Raw genomic sequence first — 20,417 nt, forward strand, 5'->3', positions numbered from 1 at the left:
TCAGGTCAACTCCACGTCGATGCGGACCCGTGAGACCGCCAGCGAGTCGACAGTGAACCCATAACAGACGACTCGGTCGGTCGTCGCGTCGACGTTGGTCGTCTCACAGTAGTCGCTCGAAGTACCCGTTGTGGCCTCGATTTCCCGCTCGAAGTACGACTCCCACACCGGCGCCCGCTCGGGATTGGTCCGCATCCGTATCGTCACGTTCGTCGCGGGGCTTTGAGTGGTTAACAGCCGGCTGCTCTGTTTTTCGCCCCGAACGAGCGTCGTCGTCGACCCACCAACTCCTTGACCGCTCCCCCGTGCCGAAATGTATCGAACGACGGTTCGGTTGTCGGCAAAGAGGAAATCCGGCTCACGAATCATCACCGCGTTCCCGTCGTCGACTCGTATCACGGCACCCAACTCGTAGACGATTTGGCTGCCAGTCCCCGAATCGTACCGAATCGCGACTGGGTTCGCCCCCGCAGCGGTGTCGATTCCCGACGCGTTAATCGTGGTCAGTCGGTTCGATGTCGTCGACAGCGAGGCCTCCGAGAGCTTGATTTCGGTCGCCCGGTTCGGCGCGTCACCGCTGGCGAGCTGTTCGAAGTTGTTCGCCATCACGTCGAAGGCCCGCTCGGCGTTGTTGACGCGCTCGGCGTCACGCGTGGCGTCCAACCCACCGAACCCGCCGGCGTAGACGATGGTAACCGTCCCGATGACGAGCGTGAACACGAGGACGAACCCGACGACCTCGCTGACCGCCCGCTCGTCGCTACTCATTCGACACCTCCAGTTCATCGTCGGCCGAGTCGTAGCTGACGACCACCTCGCCACCCCCGACGCCGTTCGTCGCGAGGTCGGTCATCGAGGCGATGCCGACCGTGACCGTGACGTCCGGTCTGGCCGTCGACAGTTCGAGGTAGTACTCGGTTGGCCCACTGCCGTCGTCCTTGACGGTTATCGTGTACGACGATCCGACGATTCTGTCCGGAAGGTCACGTCGAATGGCAACGTCTTCGGCGCCGTTCGTTCGTGCGAGTCGGTCGGCGGCCGAGATGTCCGCCGACAGCTGTTGTCCGATTACCTGCAGCTGGTTTTCCGTCGTCTGTTGGCGCTGGTCGTCGACGTAGCCGGTCGCGGCGACCAACAGCCCGACGATGAGAATCGTCGTGATGCCGAGCGTCAACACGTAGCTGAACACCGGCGACACCGCACGGTCCCCCCCGGTCATTTTACCACGCTCCATTCAGCCTCGATTTCGTCGCTCCCGTGGACGACGCCGTCACTTCGGAACTCGGCGTCGACGGTCACCGCGTGGATGATGCTGCGCGCGCGCGGATTCGTAGCCGTACCCGGCCCGTAGTAGGGCGTCCGGTCGGCGCGCGTGTCGACGACGAGTTCGTAGGTTCCTCGCGCACGGTCAGTCTCTCCCAACAGTCCAAGTCCGGTCGCGCTCGTCCGAGCGTTCCGGTAGTGGATGTGGTGGTCCGTACCGACGACGCTCGTGTTGTAGAAGCCGAGTTCGGGACAGTTGGTGGCGTCGGTGCCGAATCGCGGCTCACGGAAATCGATGGTCGCACTCGACCCGGTCGCACCCGCGACACAGGAGTCAGAGACGAGCGCGCTCAGGTTCGACAGGGCACCGATGTCGTCGCCGGGGTCGACGACGTAGAGGTACACTTCACCGGCAGTGCCGTCCCGGAACATGTACACCTCCCACGTTCCGCTGGGCGTCTCGACTGAGACGTGAAACGCGTTGTCGCTGACGGCAGCGAGGGGGTCGGAAAGCGTATCGAAGTCGGTGATATTGAGTAGACTCGCCCGGTCGATATCGAGGACGAACGGGCCGGCCTCGGTAGTGTCTTCGACGAGCGTCCAGTTCGCATCGCCGGCGAGGCTCCCACCCGCCGTGAGGTTCCGGGAGGCGTTCGTCTGCCGAATCTGTGTCCCCTCCGTCGTCGAGTTCAGTTCGGTCGACACGAGTCGACCCGTCCGGAGTTTCTCGGCGCGCTGTGAGTCGGCCCACAGCGTCAAGCCATCGACGAAGGCGTCGCGCACCACACCGTAGTCGTCGGTCGTCGCGTTTCGGTTCGCCGTGTCGATAAGCGATTGAACGTCTCCCTCGGTGACGTGACGCTGTTCGAGCGCCTCCCGCGGTTCGTCACTGGACTCCCGCGTCGAGAGGTTCTCGGTGTAGATGGCTCCGTTGACCACGAGCGCGAGTCCGATGAGGATGACGGCGATGAGGAGTCCGGTGACCAAGATGAGTTGGCCTCGCTGCCCTACATCCGCCATACGACCACCTCGACGCGGACGACGTTGTACACCGACCCGCTGTTTCCGGTGTCCTCGGGGATGAAATCGCTGTAGTTTCCGGCGTTCTTGACGGTAGTTGACTCGTGGCCGGGCGCGGTCAGGTTGTCGTCGTCGAACAGGACCACCGTCCGACTCGCGCTGACCGCGTTGTCGCTCGGTTCTCCACGGTACACCATCGGGACCGCATCGTTCCCGTCGCCCGGATACAGGAGGACGTTCACCGCGAGCCCCCGGCCACCGAACGACCGGTCGGTGATGTTGCCGAACTCGTTGGGAGGTTCGCCGTTGGTGTAGTAGATTCGCCGCTCGGCCTCGTCGAATTCGGCGGCGGTTTCGTTCCAGTACAGGACAGCGTCCTTCAGCACGCCTGCTTCCTCCGCGGCAGTGAGCACGCCCGCCGCGGAGGCGCGCTGTTGGTTCTCGATGTGTTGATTCGAGGTACTCGCCGACAGCGGCGTCACCGCCGTCACCTGCAGGGCGAACACGAGACTCGTCACTATCAACACGGCGGCGATGACCGACTCCAAGGTGTAGGCTTGCCCACGCATGTTACCACACGCTCACCCGGAGCGTTACGTCACACGACTGTACGTCGGCGCCGAACGAACAGCCCGGGACAGTCATCACGCGGCGGGCGACGGTAATCGAGTCCGTGTCGGGTGGTTCCTCGCCGATTTGATACTTGCTGTCGGATTCGCAGGTACCGGACTCTTCGTGGATGATGTCACCGTTGGAGTCGACACACACCACCCGATAACGGTCGCTGCCGGTCTTCTCGGGGTCGACGTGTAGCAACTCGATTCGGAGGTCGAGCCGGTCGCTGAGCCCCACCCGTTCGTTGAGGCCCGTCCCGTTGTACCCACAGCCGGCGGGAATGTCGGTGTAGTCCTGTTGCCCCTCGTCGAAGAACACCGTCGCACAGGTCTGGTTGACGACGAACGGTTCATCCGGGTTCCCCAACGCCCCCTCCGAGAGGTGACTCGCGACCCGGTCGGAGGCGACGCTTTGGTCCTGGTCGCCGTCGACGAACGGCGCTGTCAGCGAGGGGATGAACGTGAACACGAACGACACCGCGAGCAGGAAGATTCCCATCGCGATGGCGAAATCGAGCGTCGTCTGTGCGCGGGTTCGTGATGCCATTCTATTACACCATCATGAACACGATGAGCGCGAGCGTCGGCAACACGACGACGTACTTCAGTCCCGCCATGAGGCTCACGTCGCGGATGTAGCCGGCGATGAATCCCGAGATGATACCCTGCAGTGTGACCGCATGGAAGAACAACATGGTCAGCATCTCGATGTCGAGGCCGCCGCCGAACTGTCCACCCCCGCCGCCTCCGCCGCTTTCGGCCTCGGAGGCCTGCTGGGTCAGTCCCGCCATCGTATCGAGGAACTCGACTTTCAGCAGGGCCATCACACCGAGCAGCGTGACGTAGGTCATGATGATGATGACCATCTGCATTCGCGTCTGCGACTTGCGGTTGCGCTCGATGTCGTCTTGGTTCTCGGAGGCCTGTGCGGCCGTCGAAAGCACCTGCGTAATCTGACTTGATGCCTCCTGAGCCTTCGAGATGAGCTTCACGGTCCGAGCCATCCGCGGGATGTGGTACTTGTTGTTGAACTCCCGGAGGGCCGTCTTGAGACTCGTCCCGTAGTTCACCTTCGCGTGCATCGTTCGGAACTCCTCGGCGAGCCGCCCCGAGGAGGTGTCGGCGACGATCTTCAGCGACTCCAGCAGCGTCATCCCGGTGTCGTTCGCGCTCGATAGCTTCCGGAGGTTATCCGAGAGGTTCTTCGTAATCGAGTTCCGGGAACGGACGTTCCACTCGTGGAAGATCGTCAGCGGAATGAAGTTGACGTACAGCGGGAGATATATCAGGAAGAACGTCCCCCTGACGGGCGAACTCACGAGTCCATCGGACGTCGTCGGTGCGAAGCCCGCCATGATGCTAAAGGCGAGCAGCACCAAGGACGCGGGGAACGTAATCGCAAGCACTGCAAGCGGGTAATCCCGGAAGAACAGGTGGGGCTGTTTCAGCAGGTTCAGCGTGACGTAGGTCCCCTCCTTGGATTTGATTCGGTCGAAGATGCCGTAGCGGCCGGCGTAGCTCTCGGCGATACCGAGGTCGAACATCTTCTCGGATTCGTCGACGATTTCGCCGTCCTCGACCGAGAGGTAGCCGTCGCCGACCTCGTCTTGGACAACCGTCGAGACGAGAACGAGAAAGCCCACGCCGATGAGCGGAATCAGCCCGTAGACGGTGCCGTACAGCAGCATATCCTGAGCCTCCCCGAGCATCGACATGATGACGAGGATGATGATGAGGAGCAGGGGGAACAACGACAGCGTCATGTACATCTCGCCGAAGAGTTCCAGCGTCTCCAGAACCATCTGCTGTTCCTGCTTGGAGGTCCGCATGTGCTTTTCTTTCTGGTCTTCGAGGAACTTCTCCATGTCACCGCCCGAATTGATGATAGAGAGCATGTCCGTCAGGAACTGGCTCAACTCGTCCGAGGGCGTCTGTAGCGCCTGGTTCCTGACTGCCGTCCGGTAGTCGGTGTCGAAGTACTCCGTCTCGAGGACGATGGACTGGAACTCCTTTGCCACCTCGCCGTAGGTGTCGTCGGCTTTCGCCATCGCCTGGAGGATTTCGAGTTGGTTGAGGCCGCCGACCGACAGTGCGTACATGAACGACACCGAATCGGACAGCAGGACGTTGATTTCGCGTTTCCGGGCGTCGGAGTCGAGGTACGGTTTGGCGACCATCCCGCCGAAGGCCGACCCGAACCCGATGGAGCCGAAGAACAGCCCCGAGATGATGACGATGAACGGTATTTTCAGGGAGTTGACGATGGAGAGATACGGCTCGGGCATCGGCAACGCGAGGAAGGTGGGCGGCTCGGTGATGACGAACGTGACGAGTCCGTAGCCGAGCAGCGTCCCGACGACCCACAGCAGGAATCCGGTGATGACGCCCAACGCGAGCGACTTCGAGAGGTATATTTCGACGGTTTCCGGGATACGTGCCTCTGCCAGTTTCGTCTCGAGGTTCGCGACGAAGTCGCTGTCGTCGTCGAACAGCCGCTGGTAGAGCGGGTAAAACAGGTCCGCGAGGATGTCCGTCCCGCCAGAGGAGGCCCCGCCCGCCGACTGGAGGCTCATCGGTCGGCTCCGTCCTCCTCCCCGCCGTCCGGCGCCGCCTCTCCGTCGCCGGTCGACTCCTCGGTCCCTCCGGCCGCGTCGAAGGAGAACCCGCCGGTGCTGAAGTCCTCGCCGTCGTCATCGTCGTCCGGCGGCTCGATGTCGTCCGCCTCCTCGATTTCGAGTACGCCGGCGATGCCCTCCTCGACTTCCTTGCCGCGGTAGCTATCCAGGAGGTCCGTCGCCTCGTCGAGAATCTCCTGACAGTGTTCGTGCATGTCCTCGCCGGCGGAGGGACGTGGCACCATCGCCTCCTTGTCGGGGTCGATGTCGATTTCGACCGACTCCATCTCCCGGAGGTCCTCCAGGGAGCGTTCGAGGTCGTCGTTGGCGATGATGGTGAGGATGCTCTCGGGGTCGTTGATGAACGCCTGCAGCGTCGCGGCGACCTGCGTGTAGGTGTTCAGTCCCTCGTCGATGAGGTACGCGAGGACGATTTTCCGCATGAAGATCTCCTCGTCGACTTCCTCGCGGGACCACCCGCGGTCGAACATGATTTCGTCCAGGGTGTTCGACTCGCCCATCTGGAGGAACTCGTCGCTTTCGGCCTGCCACTGGTAGACGTCCTGAACGTTGATTTCGTCGTTTTCGGGGTCGTAGTGGTTAATTTCGGTCAGCGACTTGTTCCGGCGGACCTTGTTGCCCTGCACCCGCGTCGAGGTCTGAATCGAGACGAGGTCCAGCGCCGTGAACATCGTCTTCGAGACGTTGATGGGGTCGGTGGTGAAGCGCTTGATGACCTCGCCGACGGAGTCGGCGTGGAACGTCGTCAGCGTGGTGTGACCGGTCGACATGACCTGGAACAGCGTCCGACCCTCCTCGCCCCGAATCTCACCCATGACGATGTACTCGGGTCGCTGTCGGAGTGCGGCCTCCAGCAGGTCGAACTCGTCGACGTCGCCTTTGTCGCCGTCGGAGAAGGAGGGTCGGGTGACGCTCGCAATCCAGTTCCGCTGGGGGAGTTCGACCTCCCGGGTGTCCTCGATGGAGACGATTTTCGCCTTCGAGGGGATAAAAAGCGACACCGCGTTCAGCGAGGTGGTCTTCCCGGATGCAGTACCCCCGGCGAAGATGAGCGACTTGTGGTTCTCGATACAGAGCCACAGGAAGGCCATCTCCTCCAGCGAGAAGGTGTTCCAATTGATGAGGTCGACGGGCGTAAAGGGCACGTCCTTGAACTGCCGGATGGTGTAGTTCGTTCCGTGGTCGGACACCTCCCGGCCGAGGGTCAACTGCGAGCGTGACCCGTCCGGCAGCGTCGCGTCGACCTGCGGGCTTCGCTTCGAAATCCCCTTCCCGGAGCGTTGGGCCATCTTCACGACGAAGTCGTCGAGTTCCTCCTCGCCGTGGTAGATGTTCGAGATAATCTGCTCGTAGTCTGAGTGATACACGAAGACAGGGGAGTTGTAGCCGTCACAGGAGATGTCCTCGATGTTGATGTCGTGTTTGATGCCGTCGATGCGCTCGAAGCCGATGAAGTCCCGCTTCAGGAGGTACAGTAGCTTCTCGATTTGGTACTCCGTCAGGGTGCTTGCGTCCTCCTCGATGATGGCGGGTTCCGGTCGGGCCTCGACGCCCTGCAGTTGTGTCGCCTCCGAGTCCCGCTCGCGCTCTTCGTCGTCGAGTCCGAGTATTCCTTTGACGCTATCGACGAAGGATTCGTCGTCGGGGGCCGCACCATCGTCGTAGAGGTCGTATCGGTCGAGGAGGGCGTGGGTCTCCCGTTCGATGACGCTGGCGCGGGCGTCTTCGTCGCCCTCGACGACGACGTCGTCGCTGGAGTACTTGATTGCGGTTTTCAGTTTCCCGGAGAGGAACTCCCGGAGGTCGGACTCGATGGGGGTGAGATGCGGCTCGATGACGTAGTACTTCTTTTCGTTTTCCTTCTCGGAGTGGAAGATGATGACGAAGGCGTACGGTTTGTTCACCCAGTAGCGGTCGACCTCCCGGAAGTGGTGTTTCTTCTCCTGTGGGACGGCCTTCTCGAGGTCGTAGCGGTTGACGACGGTGGTGTTACCGTCGGCGTCGGCGAAGAAGGCGTCCTCGTCGAGTTCGGGGTTGACGCGGACGGTCCGCTCGTTTGCGATGTCGGTGAGTTGGGTGGAACCGAGGCCGGCAGCGCCGACGATTTCGCTCGTGTCCTCGGGGTCGAAGCCGAGGTACTCCGAGGGGTCGAACTCCTCGTCGGCGGGGGCGTTGCCCTGCTCGTCGTAAAAATACTCCTCCTTGAAATCCTCCCAGTCGTACTCACCGACGACTGCGGGGTCGGATTCTTCGGGTTCGGACGCCGAATCGGCCTCCGCCTCCAACTCCGCCGACTCCGCGTCGGTGGCGTCGACGGCCGGTCCCCCGGTACCGGCCTCTCCGCCGTCAGCGTCATCGATAGCCATTACCACACCCCTTTGCTGCCCCTTTGAAAAAGGTTTCCGGCCCCCTCAATGCCTGATTCGCGTGCGTGGGCGTGAACCCGCCGCGGCGGCCGGCCCAGAAGGTACGTTCGCCTTACTCGGCGGCTTCGGACGGTAGGAAGTCCCTACGAGACGAACCGCTCGAGTCGGTCCATCGCTTCTTTCAGTTCGTCGAGACCGGTCGCGTACGACGCCCGGAGGTGTCCGTCGGCGCCCGCGCCGAAGGCGTTCCCCGGAACCATCGCGACCTGTTCGGCCTCCAGGAGTTCCTCGGCGAACTGTTCGGCGTCCTCGCCAGGGCACTCCGGGAAGACGTAGAACGCACCGGTCGCCTCGAAGCAGTCGATGCCCATCTCCTCGAACCGAGAGAGGACGAAGTTCCGACGACGGTTGTACTGGGCGCACATCTCCTCGACGTCTTCCCGGCAGTTCCGGAGTGCCTCGATGGCGGCGTACTGGGCGGTCGTCGGCGCCGATAGCATCGTGTACTGGTGGATGCGGTTCATCGCGGCGATGACCTCGCTCGGCCCCATCGCATAGCCCAGTCGGAGCCCGGTCATCGCGTAGGCCTTCGAGAACCCGTTGAACACGACGGTTCGCTCGCGCATCCCGTCGAACTCCGCGATGGAGACGTGCTCGCCCTCGTAGGTGAGGTCGGCGTAGATTTCATCGGAGAGGACGGCCACGTCGTTCTCCCGGCAGAACTGCGCGATTTCGGCCAACTCCTCGCGGTTCATCGTCGCGCCGGTCGGGTTGTTCGGGAAGCAGTAGACGAGTAACTCTGCCTCGGCGGCGCCGGCCTCGTACAGTACCTCGGGGGTGAGTTTGAACTCGTCTTCGACGCGGGTCGGTACGTCGATTACCTCCCCGCCGGCGAAGGTGACGCCCGGTTTGTAGGAGACGTAACAGGGTTGGGCGACGGCGACGCTGTCGCCGGGGTTGACGAGCGCCCGGAACGCGATGTCCAGCGCCTCGCTGGCCCCCGCGGTGACGAGGATTTCGTCGTCGGGGTCGTATTCGAGGTTCCAGCGGCGGGCGTCGCGGGCGATTTCCTCCCGGAGTTCCCGCATCCCGCGGTTTGCGGTGTAGGAGGTCTGGCCGCGTTCCAGCGAGGTGATGGCGGCTTCGCGGGCACCCCACGGCGCCGAGAAGTCGGGTTCGCCCACGCCCAGCGAGATGACGTCGTCCATCTCCTCGGCGAGTTCGAAGAACCGGCGGATGCCGGAGGGCGGCACTTCGGCGACGCGGTCGGAGGGTCCCAGCGTCATGGCGTGACCGACAGGCGGTCGTCGTCACCGCCGTCGTCGAAGCGGTGGCCGCTCTGTTTGTAGGTTTCCATGATGTAGTGAGTGACCGTCTGGGTGATTTCGGGCAGTGGCGCGACCTTGTCGCTGATGAATCGCGACACTTCACGCATGTTGTCGCCCTCGACTTCCAGCGCGAAGTCGTAATCACCCGAGACGAGTCGAAGGCCCTGTACCTCGGGGAAGCCGGCGAGTCGTTCGGCCACGTCCCGATAGCTCGTTTCGCGGTCCAGCGTGACGTTCAACTCGACGTGGGCCTGCACCCGCTGGTCGTCGATTTCGTCCCAGTCGACGACGGCGGTGTAGCCCTGGATGACCCCCTCGGCCTCTAGCTCGTCGATGGTCGCCTCGACCTCGGCCTCGGTACGGCCCGTCAGGCGTGCGAGGTCCCCCGTGGAGTAGCGGGCGTTCTCACACAGCAACTCGAGGAGTTCGTCGGGTTGGTCCATACGGAATACGACGCTACTGCGAACTAAAACGTTGCGAGGCATCGCTACGCCGTCCCACGCCGACGGCGCTCTTAATATCACGAACGATAATGTGGTCTGGCATATAAGGTCATGCCTTGGTATATTATCTCTCGATACTATTATTATCCCTAAGACCATCCGAACGAGTATGAGTCAGCACGCGGTTCGAACGGCGATGGCGCTGTATCAGAACGGCACACTGGACCTGGACACGGCGGCCCGACAGGCCGGCGTCTCCCCGGAGCGTCTCTGCCGTGCTGTCGAGCGTTTCGGCGGTGTCAGCGCCACCCCGTGTGCCGACACCGACCCCGAACCGGTCGCCGTTCGCGCCGACTGACGGAAACCCCAACCGGCTTCATACCCCGCCCGCCAACGGTCGGGCGTGTCGCGTAGCCACGCACCGCTCGTCGTCGGTCTCGTCTCCGGCTCCCACGTCGTCAACCACGCCTACCTGCTGCTTTTCCCGCCCGCATTCACGCTTTTAGGCGCCGACCTCGATGCCTCGCTCGGAGAGCTCGGAGTCGCCGTCGGCGTCGTCAGTCTTGTCGTCACCGCCGGCCAACTGCCGCTCGGCTACGTCTCCGACAGCTACAGTCACGCCGCAGTCCTCCTCGGTTCCCTCTCGGTCGGTACCCTCGGCTGTGCGATGGCCGCCGCAGCGCCGACCTACGAGTGGCTGCTCGTCGCCGCCGCCGTGATGGGTGTCGGCATCGCCGGCCACCACCCCGCACACTACCCGCTCCTCTCGGCGGCCGTCCCCGACGCCTACCGCTCGCGTGCCTACAGTGCTCACGGGTTCACCGGTGCCATCGGTCTCGCCGTCCCCTTCGCCGTCGTTCCGGCGAGCGTCGCCCTGGGATACGGTTGGCGGAGCGCCTTCGCCGCAATCGCCGTCCTCGGCGCCGTCTACACGGGGGTAGCCGCCGTCGCCGTTCGACGCGTTCCGACCTCGATTGCCCGCGCCGGTGCCCTCGCGAAGGACGACTCAGCCCCCGAATCGCTCGCCGGGCCGCCGTCGCTTTTCGGTCGACTCCGTTCGGCCGGCGGCCGCCTGCTCGCCTACGGCCGAACCATCGCTGGCTCTCCGATTATTCTGGTGTTGACGACGCTGTGGTTCGTCAACAGCGTCGCCGCGTGGGGGATTCGAACCTACGCCGCGACGCTTCTGGATTCGGGCTACGGACTCCCGTCGGAACCCGCGAACCTGGCCGCCAGCGCCATGCTCGTCGTCGGCGCGGTCGTCCTCCTCGGCGGCGGGTACGTCGCCGACCGAACGGGACCGCTGCCGCTCCTATACGCCGGCTACGGCTCGCTCGTCGTCCTCGCTGCCGTGTTGTCTTCGGTGGCCGTCCCGGTCGTCGCGGCGGTCGGCCTCGTGTTGGTGCTCGCGGCGACCATCGACCTCTCGCGGCCCGCCCGCTCGACGCTCACCGACCTCGCCTCCGAGCGCGGCGACGTGGGCAAGAACTTCGCGCTCATGACGGTCGGTATCTCCGGCGGCGGCGCGGTCGCCCCACCCATCTTCGGCTACTTCATCGAAGCGTCCGGGGTCGGCGTCGCCTTCCTCGGCGTCGCCGCCACGGCCGCCGTCGCGCTGGGGCTGTCGGTTCTGCTTGCCACACTCGTCGAGTGACGCCACCGAACCCGACAGCACTTTCCACGCCTCGCTTCGAGTGGCCCCATGCAGTACCTCTGGTATGCACTCCTCGCGCTCGCCGCCTACACACTCGTCGCGCCGCTGACGAAACTCGCCACGCAGGAACTCCCCTCTGATACGGTCGCCTTCGTCACCAACGGCATCCTCGTCCTCGTCGCCCTCGGCGTTATGGTCGCTACCGACAAGCCGCTGGTCTCGGCGCTCACCCACGAACACGCGCCGTACATGTACGCCGCCGGCGGTTGCCTGGCGGTCGGCATCCTCGCCTACTACCGGGCGCTGGCGGCCGGCCCCGTCAGCGTGGTCGTCCCCATCTTCGGCCTCTTTCTCGTCGCCAGTTCGGTTCTCGGCGTCGTCTTCCTCGAGGAGACGCTGACGCTCCGGAAGGGCGTCGGCATCCTGCTTGCGGTCGTCGCCGTCTTTTTGACGACCTTCGAGGGGTAGGGATGCGTTTAGGACCGTGGCGGCCCAACTACGAGTATGGTCGCACTGGAATCCGAATCGGACGTACTGGACCACGGGGATTTGGCCCCGGAGTTCGAACTGGAGGGAACCGACGGCGAGACGTACACGCTCGGTGACTTCGACGACCACGACGCCCTACTGGTCGTGTTCACCTGCAATCACTGTCCCTACGCGAAGGCGAAGTACGGCGCGATGAACGATATTGCCGCGGATTACGAGGACGTTGCCGTCGTCGGCATCAACCCCAACGACGCCGAGGAATACCCCGAAGACTCCTTCGAGAAGATGGTCGAATACGTCGAGCGCGGCGACATCGACATCACCGCCTACCTCCGGGACGACACACAGGAAGTCGCCGAAGCCTACGGCGCGGTGTGTACGCCGGACCCCTTCCTGTTCCGCAACGACAACGACGACTTCCGACTCGTCTATCACGGTCGGTTCGACGACGCGACGAACCCCGACGATGAGCCTTCCGGCAGACCCGGCTACGAGATTCGCGGTGCAATCGAGAGCGTCCTCGCTGGGGAAGTGCCCGAAGACGAGGAATACCCCTCCCGGGGTTGCTCCATCAAGTGGCGTGACTGACGTGACGGATCGGCCGGCCGTCGACGCCGACCGACTGTGGGCCGACCTCGAAGCGAACGGTGCCTTCGGTGCGGTCGTCGAAGAGCCGCCGGAGCGGTGGGGCCGAACCGTCCGGTGTGGCACCGAATCGAACCGAGAGGCGCGTGAGCACCTCCTCGAACGGATGGCGGCGGCCGGACTCGACGTACGCGTCGACGCGGTCGGCAACGTCGCCGGCCGGTGGACCCCCGAGAGTGCCGACCCCGAGGCTGCGCCTATCGCCGCCGGAAGTCACCTCGATTCGGTCCCGGAGGGCGGCATCTTCGACGGCCCCCTCGGCGTCTACGCGGCGCTGGAAGCCGTCCGAGCGATGCAAGACGCAGGCCTCGACCCCAACCGGCCAATCGAAGTCGTCTCGTTCACCGAGGAGGAGGGCGGCCGGTTCGCCGACGGGTTGCTCGGCTCGTCGGTCGCCGTCGCCGCCCGAGGCGTCGACGAGGCGCTCGCACTCGAAGCCGACGACGGAACGACCCTCGCTGCGGCGCTGGAGGATATCGGCTTCCGCGGCGAGGGGTGCCTCGCCGCCGCCGAGTGGGACGCGTGGCTCGAACTCCACGTCGAACAGCACACCGAACTCGAAGCGGCCGGCGTCCCCGCGGGCGTCGTCACGGACATCACCGGCATCACCCACTGTGAGGTGACCATCGAGGGAGCGGCCGACCACGCGGGGTCGACGCCGATGGGTCAGCGAACGGATGCACTGGCGGCCGCGAGCGAGTTCGTCCTCGAAGTCGAGCGGGCCGCAGAAGCCCGGGCCGAAACCGACCCTGCCGCCGTCGGAACCGTCGGCAGTCTCGACGTGGCTCCGAACGCGACGAATGTCGTTCCCGGGCGAATCGAGGCGGGCCTCGACGTTCGAAGCACCGACTACGAGTCGATGGAACACCTCGTCGGCGTCGCCCGCGAAGAACTGGGCCGCCTCGAGGCCGACCGCGGCGTCGACACCGCCCTCGAACGGCCGTTCGACCTCGAACCGACGCCGATGGCCGAGCGATGTCGGACAGCGTTGCACGAGGCGGGCGAGGCCGCCGGAATCGAGACGCTGTCGCTTCACTCCGGGGCCGCCCACGACTCGATGTACGTCGCGGGCGTCACCGACGCTGGGCTACTGTTCGCGCCGTCACGGAACGGCATCTCGCACAACCCCCGAGAGTGGACGAGCAAGGCCGACTGTGCTGACGCGACGCGCGTTCTCGCTGGGGCGCTCGCCGAGTTGGCGGGCGTCTAATCAGAGCGTCTCGAACACCGTCTCGACGGCCCGTCGCTGGTGTTCGATGGAGAGACTCGGCGGGACGCTCCCGCCCCGGTGGGCGTTGTTTTCGCGGGCTTTGTCGGCCGCCATCGGCGGCGTGTACGGCAGGTGGAGGAACCCCGCCGGGGCGTCGCTGTCGCGGGCGTCGAGCGCCCCGAGCGTCGTGTAGGTGAGGTGATTGCAGAGATGCGTCCCCGCGGTGTTCGAGAGGCGCGCGGGGATGTCCTCGTCGAGGAGCGCCTCGACGCAGTCGCCGACCGGAAGCGTCGCAAACCGGGCGTCGGGACCGTCGGGGTCGATACGCTCGTTTTCGGGGTCGGCGTCGTCGTTGTCCGGGACCGTCACCGCGTCGTCGACGTTGACGGCGACCCGTTCGAGACAGACGCCGTTGCGGCCGCCGGCGAGGCCACTCATGACGACTGCGTCGGGGTCGTGTTCGTCGAGCAACGCGGCCATCTCGTCGGCGGCGTCGGCGAAGACGACGGGCAGCACCTCGCCGACGACTTCGTGGCCCGCGACGCGGCGACCGTCGAAGGTCTCCGCGAGGGTCGCACTCGGATTGGTGTCGTGGTCGCCGAACGGTTCGTAGCCGGTGAGGAGGTACATACCGTCGAGACGGCTGCCACCTTTTTAAACTCCGCCGCCGACGTTCGGGCGTGAACCGTCGTCTCGGCTACGGGTTGCTGTTGCTCGCCGGCCTCTTCACCGCCGCCTCTGGAGCAGTCCGGGGATTCGCCTTCGCCCCGCTGTCGGGAACCTACTTCGAGGTGCCGCTGGACGTACTCCTCGCACAGGGGTTGCTCGTCGCGGCGGTCGGATTCGCCGCCTACGGTGCGTACCTCCTCGTGTTCGGCTTCGCGGCCTCGCGGACGACGAACAAGCGCCGTCTGCACGACCTCCGGAACGTCCTCCGGTTCGTGTTCATCGCCGCCGCCCTCGTCGGCGTGTTAGCGGTCGCCACCCGACAGTACGTCGGCCTGCTGTTCTCGCTCGGTATCGTCGGGTTCGCGGTTACCTTCGCGCTCCAACAGCCGCTGTTCTCGCTCATCGGCTGGTTCTACATCATGGTCAAGCGGCCGTATCAGGTCGGCGACCGCGTCTCCATCGAGGGGTCGAAAGGCGACGTCGTCGAGGTCGACTTCCTCGTGACGACGCTGTGGGAAATCAACGGCGAATTGGTCTCCTCACACCAGCCCTCCGGACGCATCATCACGCTCCCCAACAGCGTCGTCCTCTCCTCGCACGTCCACAACTACTCCTGGGAGGGGTTCCCGTTCGTCTGGAACGAACTGACCGTACAGGTCGCCTTCGAGACCGACCTCGAATTCGCACGGGAACTGATGGTCGAGGAGGCCGACGACTACCTCGGAGACCGGATGGCCGAGCGCATCGCAGCCTACCGGGAGCGACTCGCCGAGACCCCTGTCGAACTCGAAGTGCGAGACCGTCCGACGGTGAACGTCGTCCAACAGGAGTCGTGGGTGGAGTTGCGACTGCGGTATCTCGTCCACCCACGGCAGGGCTCTCGGGTCCGCAACGAACTGTACGAGCGCATCCTCGGGCGGATGAACGACAACCCCGACCGGGTGGCGTTCCCGGTGAGTCGGAGTCGCTGATTCGCCGGCCACCCGCACGCTTTTCGTCGCGCCCGACGACGACGCGGGTATGACTGTCCCTGACGACATCGAGACGTTCGCCGCGACCGTCGGCCCGGAACCGGACGACGTACTGCGAGCGATGGACGACCGCGCCGAGGAGACCGGCTTTCCGACCGTCGGCCCAGCCGTCGGCGGCTGGCTCCAGCAGCTGGCCGGCTTCGTCGGTGCCGAACGCGTCTTCGAGTTCGGTTCGGGGTACGGCTACTCCGCCTACTGGTTCGCGCGAGCGCTTCCCGACGACGGCGAAATCGTCCTCACCGAAATCGACGTCGATGAACTCGACGACGCCCGTGAGAACCTCGCGGCGGGCGGCTTCGAGGACATCGCTCGCTTCGAGTTGGGCGACGCTATCGACATCGTCGACGACTACGACGGTCCCTTCGATTTGGTCCTCATCGACAACGAGAAGGACCGCTACGTCGAGGCCTTCGAAGCCGTCCGCTCGAAGGTTCCGGTCGGCGGTGTCGTCGTCGCCGACAACATGACCGCCGGTCCCTTCGACTTCGAGGAGATACACCGCCTCGTCGTCGAGGGCGGCGAGTCGGACAACGACATGGCGACCGGGGTCGCGGCCTACCTCGACCACGTCCGTTCGGACGACGCCTTCGAGACGACGCTGCTGCCGCTCGGTGAGGGGGTGGCGGTGACACGCCGCGTCGCGTAAACGTCAATCGGTAACCTCTCGTCTGTTTTTGCCGGTAGTGACATGATTCGACGTGGCAAGAACCAAGTCACGGTCGTTCGTACTGACAGCTATGCCAGGAGGCACTGACCAGACGCTTCGACCCTTCCTGTGGCGTGCGGCGAACCTGTATCCGGACAAGGAAATCGTCTCACGGACACACGAAGGCATCGAACGGTACACGTACAGCGAATACGACGACCGAACGGCGCAACTCGCCAACGCCCTCGAGGCCCACGGCATCGAGGAGGGCGACCGCGTAGCGACGTTCTGTTGGAACCACCACCGGCACTTCGAGACGTACTTCGCGGTGCCGACCATCGGCGCTCAGCTACACACCATCAACCCGCTGTTGCCCGACGAGCACATCCAGTACATCGTCGACAACGCCGACGACCAGCTCATCTTCGTCGACGACTCGCTGGCGCCGAAACTGGCGCAAGCGGCCGCCGACGCTCCCGAGTTCGAGGGCGTCGACTTCGTCGTGATGTCCTCGACCGAGACGGAGACGCTCGATGCGACCCCCTACGAGGAGTTCGTCGAGGGTCACTCCACGGAGTACGACTGGCCGGTCCTCGACGAGGACCAGCCCGCCGGCATGTGTTACACCTCGGGGACGACGGGCAACCCGAAGGGCGTCGAGTACACCCACAAGATGCTGTGGAGCCACACGATGGCGACGCTGACGCCACAAGGCATCCCGATGGCCGACGAGGACGTGGTGATGCCCGTCGTCCCGATGTTCCACGTCAACGCGTGGGGGATGCCGTTTACGGCGACGGCCGCGGGTGCGAAACACGTCTATCCCGGCCCATCGCCGGACCCCGAGGACATCGTCCACCTCATCGAGGAGGAGGGCGTCACGATTTCGGCGGGCGTTCCCACCGTCTGGCTCGGCCTGATGGACTACGCCGAGGACAACGACGTGGACCTCTCGACGCTGGATACGGTCATCGTCGGCGGCTCCGCGGCACCGGAGTCGATGATTCGGTGGTTCGACGACCGCGACGTGGAACTGCTCCACGCGTGGGGGATGACCGAGATGTCGCCGCTGGGGTCGGTCTCCCAACTGAAGGGCGGCCTGCAGGACGCCGACTACGAGACGCAACTGAAACACCGCAAGAAGCAGGGACTGATGGTCCCCGGCATCGAGTTCAAGGTCATCGACGAGAACGACGAGGAAATCGCCTGGGACGGCGAGGAGTTCGGCGAACTGTGGGTTCGCGGCCCGTGGGTCACCAAGGAGTACTTCATGCGGCCGGAGGCCAACGAGGAGGACTTCGAGGACGGCTGGCTGAAAACCGGTGACGTGGTCACCGTCGACGACGAGGGGTACATCCAAATCGTCGACCGCGCGAAGGACGTCATCAAATCCGGCGGGGAGTGGATTTCCTCCGTCGAGTTGGAGAACGCCATCATGGCCCACGACGACGTGGCCGAGGCCGCCGTCGTTGGCGTCCCCCACGAGAAGTGGCAGGAGCGGCCGGTTGCCTTCGTCGTTGCCGGCGAGGATGCCGACACGGACACTCTCGACGAGGAAATCATGGACCTCCTGCGTGAGGACTACCCCAAGTGGTGGCTGCCGGACGCCATCGAGTACATCGACGAGGTACCGAAAACCGCCACGGGCAAGTTCTCGAAGAAGGACATCCGCGAACGGTACACCGACGGGTCGCTCGTCGAGGGAAGCGTCCCCGAGGAAGCCGCCCCGGACGACGACTAGTACCGGAAACTCTTTCCCCAATTTTCTTTCCGACAGGCAATAGCCGGCGCTCTATATTTAACGCTGGAAGACCTACTGTAGAGGTAGCATGGAACTGTTAGACGAAACCGTCGTTCCGGAGCACGCCCGAGCGGTCAAACAGGAGGCCCGGGAGTTCGCCGCCGAGTACATCGAGCCGAACGCGGCCGACTACTACGAGACCGGTGAGTACCCCTGGGAGGTACTGGAGGCCGGGATGGACGCCGGCCTCGTCGCACAGGACATCGGCGAGGAGTACGGCGGTCGCGGCTTCGACGTCCACGAGATACTCGCCATCGCCGAGGAGTTCTACCGCGCGGACGCCGGTATCGCCCTGACGCTACAGTTGGCGAGTTTCGGGACGAAAATCACCGAAGAATACGGCTCCGAGGAACAGAAAGAGCAGTACCTCCGGCCGGTCGCCGAGAACGACCAGCTGTCGGGGTTGGCCGTCTCGGAACCCGAAACCGGCTCGGACCTCGCGGGCATGGAGACCACCGCGGACAAAGACGGCGACGAGTGGGTACTGAACGGCGAGAAGTACTGGGTCGGCAACGGCGTCGAAGCCGACTGGGTCACGGTGTACGCCCGGACCGGCGACGATTCGGACGACCCCTACAGCAACTTCTCGCTGTTTATCGTCCCCACCGACACCGACGGCTACGACGCCGAACATATCCCCGAGAAGATGGGGTTCCGCGCCTCCAAACAGGCCCACATCGAGTTCAACGACGCACGCATCCCCGAGGAGAACATCATCGGCGCCGAGGGAACTGGCTTCTACATGCTCGCGGAGTTCTTCAATTACGGCCGCGTCGTCGTCGGCGGTCACGGCCTCGGCCTGGCCGCAGCGGCCATCGAAGAGACCGCCGACTTCGTCCACGGCCGGAAGGCCTTCGACCGCAACGTCAGCGAGTTCCAGAAGGTCCAACACATCCTCGCGGACATGCTGACGGAATTCAACGCCGCCCGGACGCTCAACTGGCAAGCGGCCGACCGCGTTGCCGAGAAGGACAACGCCGGCCTGTGGGCCGCACAGGCGAAGGTGAAATCCACCGAGACGGCGAACATGTGTGCCGAACGCGGGATGCAGCTCCACGGCGGCCGCTCGGTGCTGGTCGAGAACCGCATCTCCCGTGTGTACCGCGACGTTCGGATTCCCGTCATCTACGAGGGCGCAAACGAGATTCAGCGCAACCTCATCTTCGGGCAGGCCCAGTGGTAGCGACGCGACAAGGCTCTTTGAGGGGGCGCCCCTAACGGGCGTATGGACATTGACGTCCTCGACCGTGGCCGTATCCACGCTGATTTGAACTTCGCTTTGGACGGCGAAGTCGCCGCCGTCCACAGCGACCCCAACCCCGACCTCCAGTACACCGAGTTCGCCGTCTGGAACCTCGTCGTCGACCACCCCGAGGCGACGATTCTGTGGGACACCGGCTCCCACCCGGAGGCGGCCGACGGCTACTGGCCCGGCCCGCTGTACGAAGCCTTCGCCCACCCCGACGCCGAAGACCGGGACCTCGAAACCGCCCTCTCGGATGTCGGCTACGCGGTCGAGGACATCGACTGTGTGATTCAGTCACACCTCCATCTCGATCACGCCGGCGGCCTGTATCACTTCGATGGAACGGACGTGCCCATCTACGTCCACCGCCGGGAACTCGAACACGCCTACCTGTCGGCGAAATCGACGGCTGGCGGCAACGCCTACCTCGCCTCCGATTTCGACCACGAGTTGAACTGGCAAGTCGTCGACCAGCCGCGATACCAACTGTTCGACGGCGTCGAGTTACTGCACCTGCCGGGACACACCCCCGGACTGCTCGGCGCGCTGTTCGAACGCGAACGCCGGGAGAACGTCCTCGTCGCCGGTGACGAGGCGTTTCTCGCGCCCAACTACGAGGAAGGACGGTCGATGGGCGCCAGCCTGCTGTACGATTCCCGCGCCTACGAGGAGAGCCGCGAGTTCCTGAAGGACCTCGAACGGCGCTACGACGCCCGCGTCATCTACGGCCACGACCCCGAGCAGTTCGAGCGGATTCGCGACGGGCTCTAGCGCGGCTGCCAGCCTTCGGGGGCGCCCGGTGCGTCGACTCGGGCGCGCTCGCCGTCGGCGTCGAGTTCGATGCGGCCGTCGAACAACTGTTCGAACGTTCGGACGGTCTGTTCGTGGTGGGCGTCGGGCGTCATCGCGAACACGCCGAGGCCGTCGTTGCGGCGGATGTGGGCCGTCAGTACGCTGAGAAACCGGAATACGGAGGCGTCCTCGGCGTAGTACAACAGCGTCGTCACCGAGTCGATGAAGACGGCCGGGGACGACGAGCGCTTCAGGAACTCCGAGACGGGCATCGAAATCCCCGTCAGGTCTCCCGGCGTGCTCACGCCGTCGCTCGTCGGCGTACAGTAGAGCACCGACGACAGCGACGCCGTCGCCTCGGTCGGCGTCGCGTCCTCGCCGTGTGTCGCCGAGACGAGCAGTGTCTCGTCGGCTCGGTCGGCGCCGACGGCGTTGCTGAACGCCGTCACGCCGCCCATGGGTGGCGCATACAGGATGTAGCTGCTGGCTTCGCCGGCGAGCCACTCGGAGATAGATGCCACGTGTTCTCTCCTACGAAGACGCCACGCAAAGTGTTTTCTGCAC

The 20,417-nt window shown here is 64.6% G+C and carries 21 protein-coding genes; 10 read left to right on the top strand and 11 right to left on the bottom strand.

Annotated elements, in window-relative coordinates:
- From HWX69_RS08565 to HWX69_RS08605, 9 genes are all read right to left on the bottom strand, one after another.
- A complete protein-coding gene (locus HWX69_RS08565; protein ID WP_178916708.1) occupies positions 1-768 on the bottom strand; it encodes a DUF7289 family protein in 768 nt (255 codons plus the stop codon).
- Positions 761-1,219 (bottom strand): DUF7266 family protein, encoded by a 459-nt coding sequence (locus tag HWX69_RS08570; RefSeq protein ID WP_178916709.1) that lies wholly within the window; start codon positions 1,217-1,219, stop codon positions 761-763. Before HWX69_RS08570 ends, HWX69_RS08565 begins: the two co-directional genes overlap by 8 nt.
- The gene (locus HWX69_RS08575; protein ID WP_178916710.1) at positions 1,216-2,283 is read right to left on the bottom strand and encodes a DUF7261 family protein; all 1,068 of its coding nucleotides are present in this window, start codon (positions 2,281-2,283) and stop codon (positions 1,216-1,218) included. The genes HWX69_RS08570 and HWX69_RS08575 overlap by 4 nt, the downstream gene beginning before the upstream one ends.
- The gene (locus HWX69_RS08580) at positions 2,271-2,852 is read right to left on the bottom strand and encodes a DUF7288 family protein (RefSeq protein ID WP_178916711.1); all 582 of its coding nucleotides are present in this window, start codon (positions 2,850-2,852) and stop codon (positions 2,271-2,273) included. Before HWX69_RS08580 ends, HWX69_RS08575 begins: the two co-directional genes overlap by 13 nt.
- 1 nt (position 2,853) lies before the next feature.
- Positions 2,854-3,444, bottom strand: a complete 591-nt coding sequence (locus HWX69_RS08585) for a DUF7287 family protein (RefSeq protein WP_178916712.1) — start codon at positions 3,442-3,444, stop codon at positions 2,854-2,856.
- A 4-nt stretch (positions 3,445-3,448) separates the two neighbouring features.
- Complete coding sequence (locus tag HWX69_RS08590) at positions 3,449-5,470, bottom strand: type II secretion system F family protein (protein WP_178916713.1); 2,022 nt, start codon at positions 5,468-5,470, stop codon at positions 3,449-3,451.
- Positions 5,467-7,899 (bottom strand): type II/IV secretion system ATPase subunit, encoded by a 2,433-nt coding sequence (locus HWX69_RS08595; RefSeq protein WP_178916714.1) that lies wholly within the window; start codon positions 7,897-7,899, stop codon positions 5,467-5,469. The genes HWX69_RS08590 and HWX69_RS08595 overlap by 4 nt, the downstream gene beginning before the upstream one ends.
- 143 nt (positions 7,900-8,042) lie before the next feature.
- Positions 8,043-9,185: a pyridoxal phosphate-dependent aminotransferase gene (locus HWX69_RS08600; protein WP_178916715.1), complete on the bottom strand. Its 1,143-nt coding sequence runs from the start codon at positions 9,183-9,185 to the stop codon at positions 8,043-8,045.
- Entirely contained in the window at positions 9,182-9,670 is a 489-nt protein-coding gene (locus HWX69_RS08605; RefSeq protein ID WP_178916716.1) for an Lrp/AsnC family transcriptional regulator, read from the bottom strand. Before HWX69_RS08605 ends, HWX69_RS08600 begins: the two co-directional genes overlap by 4 nt.
- 169 nt (positions 9,671-9,839) lie before the next feature.
- On the opposite strand from HWX69_RS08605, the gene HWX69_RS08610 reads away from it, so the two are divergent.
- Genes HWX69_RS08610 through HWX69_RS08630 form a run of 5 tightly spaced genes read left to right on the top strand, consistent with a single transcriptional unit; the run spans position 9,840 to position 13,668 of the window.
- Positions 9,840-10,028, top strand: coding sequence for a hypothetical protein (locus HWX69_RS08610; protein WP_178916717.1), 189 nt, complete (start codon positions 9,840-9,842; stop codon positions 10,026-10,028).
- 45 nt (positions 10,029-10,073) lie between these two features.
- Entirely contained in the window at positions 10,074-11,324 is a 1,251-nt protein-coding gene (locus tag HWX69_RS08615) for an MFS transporter (protein WP_178916718.1), read from the top strand.
- Between the two features lie 48 nt (positions 11,325-11,372).
- The gene (locus HWX69_RS08620; RefSeq protein WP_178916719.1) at positions 11,373-11,792 is read left to right on the top strand and encodes an EamA family transporter; all 420 of its coding nucleotides are present in this window, start codon (positions 11,373-11,375) and stop codon (positions 11,790-11,792) included.
- 36 nt (positions 11,793-11,828) lie between these two features.
- Positions 11,829-12,401: a thioredoxin family protein gene (locus HWX69_RS08625; RefSeq protein WP_178916720.1), complete on the top strand. Its 573-nt coding sequence runs from the start codon at positions 11,829-11,831 to the stop codon at positions 12,399-12,401.
- 1 nt (position 12,402) lies between these two features.
- Positions 12,403-13,668 (top strand): hydantoinase/carbamoylase family amidase, encoded by a 1,266-nt coding sequence (locus HWX69_RS08630; protein ID WP_178916640.1) that lies wholly within the window; start codon positions 12,403-12,405, stop codon positions 13,666-13,668.
- Here HWX69_RS08630 and HWX69_RS08635 read toward each other — a convergent pair whose 3' ends face one another.
- The gene (locus HWX69_RS08635; protein WP_178916721.1) at positions 13,669-14,298 is read right to left on the bottom strand and encodes a pyroglutamyl-peptidase I; all 630 of its coding nucleotides are present in this window, start codon (positions 14,296-14,298) and stop codon (positions 13,669-13,671) included. It lies immediately after the preceding gene.
- 50 nt (positions 14,299-14,348) lie between these two features.
- Between HWX69_RS08635 and HWX69_RS08640 the strand changes: the two genes are divergently transcribed.
- From HWX69_RS08640 to HWX69_RS08660, 5 genes are all read left to right on the top strand, one after another.
- Positions 14,349-15,308 (top strand): mechanosensitive ion channel family protein, encoded by a 960-nt coding sequence (locus tag HWX69_RS08640; RefSeq protein WP_178916722.1) that lies wholly within the window; start codon positions 14,349-14,351, stop codon positions 15,306-15,308.
- A gap of 49 nt (positions 15,309-15,357) precedes the next feature.
- Positions 15,358-16,014 (top strand): O-methyltransferase, encoded by a 657-nt coding sequence (locus tag HWX69_RS08645; protein WP_178916723.1) that lies wholly within the window; start codon positions 15,358-15,360, stop codon positions 16,012-16,014.
- Between the two features lie 91 nt (positions 16,015-16,105).
- Positions 16,106-17,755 (top strand): long-chain fatty acid--CoA ligase, encoded by a 1,650-nt coding sequence (locus HWX69_RS08650; protein ID WP_178916724.1) that lies wholly within the window; start codon positions 16,106-16,108, stop codon positions 17,753-17,755.
- An 88-nt stretch (positions 17,756-17,843) separates the two neighbouring features.
- On the top strand, positions 17,844-18,998 hold the full coding sequence (locus HWX69_RS08655) for an acyl-CoA dehydrogenase family protein (RefSeq protein ID WP_178916725.1): 1,155 nt from the start codon (positions 17,844-17,846) through the stop codon (positions 18,996-18,998).
- 42 nt (positions 18,999-19,040) lie between these two features.
- The gene (locus tag HWX69_RS08660; RefSeq protein ID WP_178916726.1) at positions 19,041-19,832 is read left to right on the top strand and encodes an N-acyl homoserine lactonase family protein; all 792 of its coding nucleotides are present in this window, start codon (positions 19,041-19,043) and stop codon (positions 19,830-19,832) included.
- Here the strand turns inward: HWX69_RS08660 and HWX69_RS08665 are convergent.
- Positions 19,829-20,374 (bottom strand): DUF7504 family protein, encoded by a 546-nt coding sequence (locus HWX69_RS08665; RefSeq protein WP_178916727.1) that lies wholly within the window; start codon positions 20,372-20,374, stop codon positions 19,829-19,831. The two genes, HWX69_RS08660 and HWX69_RS08665, sit on opposite strands and share 4 nt — an antisense overlap.
- Positions 20,375-20,417: the final 43 nt, after the last annotated feature.

It is taken from the genome of Natronomonas gomsonensis (assembly GCF_013391635.1).
Taxonomy (GTDB): Archaea; Halobacteriota; Halobacteria; order Halobacteriales; family Haloarculaceae; genus Natronomonas; species Natronomonas gomsonensis_A.

Bases quoted from the DNA above. Each gene is read 5' to 3' on its own strand.
- HWX69_RS08620 (WP_178916719.1), top strand. From the start codon at position 11,373: ATGCAGTACCTCTGGTATGCACTCCTCGCGCTCGCCGCCTACACACTC.
- HWX69_RS08600 (WP_178916715.1), bottom strand. From the start codon at position 9,185: ATGACGCTGGGACCCTCCGACCGCGTCGCCGAAGTGCCGCCCTCCGGC.
- HWX69_RS08610 (WP_178916717.1), top strand. From the start codon at position 9,840: ATGAGTCAGCACGCGGTTCGAACGGCGATGGCGCTGTATCAGAACGGC.
- HWX69_RS08565 (WP_178916708.1), bottom strand. From the start codon at position 768: ATGAGTAGCGACGAGCGGGCGGTCAGCGAGGTCGTCGGGTTCGTCCTC.
- HWX69_RS08605 (WP_178916716.1), bottom strand. From the start codon at position 9,670: ATGGACCAACCCGACGAACTCCTCGAGTTGCTGTGTGAGAACGCCCGC.
- HWX69_RS08585 (WP_178916712.1), bottom strand. From the start codon at position 3,444: ATGGCATCACGAACCCGCGCACAGACGACGCTCGATTTCGCCATCGCG.
- HWX69_RS08580 (WP_178916711.1), bottom strand. From the start codon at position 2,852: ATGCGTGGGCAAGCCTACACCTTGGAGTCGGTCATCGCCGCCGTGTTG.
- HWX69_RS08655 (WP_178916725.1), top strand. From the start codon at position 17,844: ATGGAACTGTTAGACGAAACCGTCGTTCCGGAGCACGCCCGAGCGGTC.
- HWX69_RS08625 (WP_178916720.1), top strand. From the start codon at position 11,829: ATGGTCGCACTGGAATCCGAATCGGACGTACTGGACCACGGGGATTTG.
- HWX69_RS08650 (WP_178916724.1), top strand. From the start codon at position 16,106: ATGCCAGGAGGCACTGACCAGACGCTTCGACCCTTCCTGTGGCGTGCG.
- HWX69_RS08570 (WP_178916709.1), bottom strand. From the start codon at position 1,219: ATGACCGGGGGGGACCGTGCGGTGTCGCCGGTGTTCAGCTACGTGTTG.
- HWX69_RS08575 (WP_178916710.1), bottom strand. From the start codon at position 2,283: ATGGCGGATGTAGGGCAGCGAGGCCAACTCATCTTGGTCACCGGACTC.
- HWX69_RS08660 (WP_178916726.1), top strand. From the start codon at position 19,041: ATGGACATTGACGTCCTCGACCGTGGCCGTATCCACGCTGATTTGAAC.
- HWX69_RS08645 (WP_178916723.1), top strand. From the start codon at position 15,358: ATGACTGTCCCTGACGACATCGAGACGTTCGCCGCGACCGTCGGCCCG.
- HWX69_RS08595 (WP_178916714.1), bottom strand. From the start codon at position 7,899: ATGGCTATCGATGACGCTGACGGCGGAGAGGCCGGTACCGGGGGACCG.
- HWX69_RS08590 (WP_178916713.1), bottom strand. From the start codon at position 5,470: ATGAGCCTCCAGTCGGCGGGCGGGGCCTCCTCTGGCGGGACGGACATC.
- HWX69_RS08635 (WP_178916721.1), bottom strand. From the start codon at position 14,298: ATGTACCTCCTCACCGGCTACGAACCGTTCGGCGACCACGACACCAAT.